The organism is Xenorhabdus sp. BG5 (assembly GCF_015163665.1).
In the GTDB taxonomy this organism is placed as follows: Bacteria; Pseudomonadota; Gammaproteobacteria; order Enterobacterales; family Enterobacteriaceae; genus Xenorhabdus.
Genome location: NZ_JADEUG010000065.1, coordinates 1 through 2,627 on the forward strand (window position 1 = coordinate 1; position 2,627 = coordinate 2,627).

At 55.8% G+C, this 2,627-nt stretch carries 2 protein-coding genes; one reads left to right on the forward strand and one right to left on the reverse strand.

Features of this window, described 5'->3' with window-relative positions:
* Positions 1-105: 105 nt before the first annotated feature.
* Positions 106-516, reverse strand: coding sequence for a helix-turn-helix domain-containing protein (locus tag IQ209_RS17740; RefSeq protein WP_189758921.1), 411 nt, complete (start codon positions 514-516; stop codon positions 106-108).
* A gap of 122 nt (positions 517-638) precedes the next feature.
* Here IQ209_RS17740 and IQ209_RS17745 point away from each other — a divergent pair.
* Positions 639-2,627: CHC2 zinc finger domain-containing protein (locus tag IQ209_RS17745; protein WP_193852506.1), on the forward strand; the 1,989-nt coding region annotated here is incomplete at its 3' end.

Here is a 2,627-nt window from a genome sequence, read left to right on the forward strand (position 1 = left end):
CTTAGAATGCGCCTTAGCCATCATTCAACTCCTCAATAGTTGGTTGTGGTGAGCAACTTCGGCGTGTTGCAAGCGCGCCGGAGCTGCGTTAAAAATGCTTTCTCTTTAGCTGCCTTTCTCCTGCTCAACCGGACGCATCGCTGATTCAACCCGGCTCTTCATAATCACCGCATCAATCAGTTTAATCACTGTCTCTTGCTCTTCCGGCTGGCATTCTTCAAGGGCTTTAAGCCGCTCAATTAACCGCGTATTACTCAGCGGTAACTGCTCGTCAGACGAACCTAATAACAAATAATCAATCGATGTCGTAAATAACTCCGCCAGTTGTATCAGTTTATCCGCAGGCGGGATGTGCATCCCGGACTCGTACTTGTTGTACTGCGAAAGCTGTAACCCAATCAGGCCAGCGATTTCTTTCTGTGTCCGCCGCTGCTGGTTACGCAATGCTTTTAGCCGTTGACCAAATGCCCGGCGCTGTTCTTCAGTCTGCATAATCTCTTCTGTCATATCAGCCATAAAGTGCTCCGAGTATAAGGTGTGTTATTAAAATGACTTGCTTTACTATCGTATTGCGATTATATAATATATCGCATGGCGAATCAAAATAAATCTTGACAGGTTTTTAAAGGAATATCGATATGGCTCGCATTCCCGACGCAGAATTACAGCACCTAAAATCCGCCGTCTCTTTAGTGGCCATCATTGAACAGCAGGGGCGGCAGTTGTTTAAGCGCGGCAAAGATATGACGGTGCTGTGCCCGTTCCATGAGGAAAAAACGCCCTCGATGGTGATCACGCCGTCGAAAAATCTCTATCACTGCTTTGGCTGCAATGCCGGCGGGTCGGTGCTGGACTGGGTGATGCAAACCGAAGGGCTGAGCCTGCGCCATGCCACCGAACGCTTAAAGGCCGTGCTGGGGCACAATCCGGCGGTTGAGCCACTGGTGCAGCCGGAAGAGCTGGCCAGTGATGCTATCGGGCAACAGGTGCTGCTGTCACGGGTCGTGGAGTTTTATCACCATACCTTGCTCAATGCCCCAGAAGCCCAGGCGTATCTGTCCAAACGGCGGCTCAACCATCCTGAGCTGGTCAGCCATTTTAAGCTGGGCTTTGCCAACCGGACACTGGCTTACCGACTGCCAGCCAGTAAATACAAGGCCGGCGCAGAGATCCGCCGCCGTCTGCAAGCAGTCGGTGTGCTGCGGGAGAACGGACGGGAGCACCTGCGCGGTTCGCTGGTTGTGCCGGTGATGGATGCGCAGGGGCAAATCCATGAACTGTACGGGCGCATGATCAGCGATGATCTGCGGGCATCGGTGGTGCGCCATCTGTACCTACCGGGCGCACACAAAGGCGTCTGGAATGCCGCGGCGCTGGGTGCGTCCAAAACGCTGATCCTGTGTGAATCGCTGATCGATGCGATGTCATTCTGGGTCGCCGGTCAGCGCCATGTCACGGCGGCCTACGGGGTACATGGGGTCACAGCAGATCACTGGCAGGCGTTCGAACACTACAGCATTAAGCAGGTACTGATCGCATTCGACAATGACAGCGCAGGCAATGAAGCGGCGGTGAAACTGGCGTCAGCACTGGTTGCTAAAGGGATCACGCCGCTGCGCGTGGTGTTCCCGCCAAAGATGGATGCAAACGAATATCTGTGTCAGATGGCGGAACCCGAAACCGACTTTGCCCTGCTGCTTGAGAGTGCCGTACCGATGCAGGAGGCGGCGGACATGGTAGCCCTTGAGCGCCAGACGCCTGAGCCGGACACGGTGTCAGAATCCGCTTCCCCTTTAGCTGCCGAACCCGCGCCCCGCGTGACGCCGAATGTGGTCTGTGAATCCGGCGACAATGGCGAACTGCTGATCTCAGTTGGCACACTGCAATGGTATCTGCGCGGCATGAGCACAGTAAAAGCCGGGGCTGCGGCCATGAAGCTCAATGCACAGGTGCTGGACAGGCAAAGCGGTGTGTTATTCGCTGACGGGGTTGATCTGATGAGCGGGCGCTCACGCAACAGCTATTCGCGCATGGCTGCCGCTGAGCTGGGCCTGACCGAAGGCGACATCCGGCGGGCACTGGGTCAGGTGTTACTGGCGGTTGAGCAATGGCAACAACAAGGCGGTGCGGCATCCGTGGTCAATATGCCGACAATGAGCGACACCGAGCAAGAAGCCGCACTGGCCTTGCTGCAAGATCCCTACCTGACCGCCCGTATTACTACTGACTTAGCCGCCTGTGGTGTGGTCGGTGAATCCACTAACTTACTGGCGGGCTTTTTGGCGGCGGTAAGCCGCAAGTTACCCAAACCCTTAGCTGTCCTGATCCAGAGCAGCAGCGCCGCCGGCAAGAGCAGCCTGATGGATGCCGTCTTAAACCTGATCCCCGAAGAAGAACGTATCCAGTACAGCGCCATGACCGGCCAGAGCCTGTTCTATCTGGGGGAAACCAACCTGCAACACAAAATCCTCGCCATTGCCGAAGAAGAAGGCGTGCGGCAGGCGGCCTATGCGCTCAAGTTGTTGCAAAGTGACGGCGAACTGACGATGGCCAGCACGGGCAAGGATGAAGCGACCGGCAACCTGGTCACCAAAAGCTACACCGTCAAAGGCCCGGTGATGCTGATG

Bases quoted from the DNA above. Each gene is read 5' to 3' on its own strand.
- IQ209_RS17740 (WP_189758921.1), bottom strand. From the start codon at position 516: ATGGCTGATATGACAGAAGAGATTATGCAGACTGAAGAACAGCGCCGG.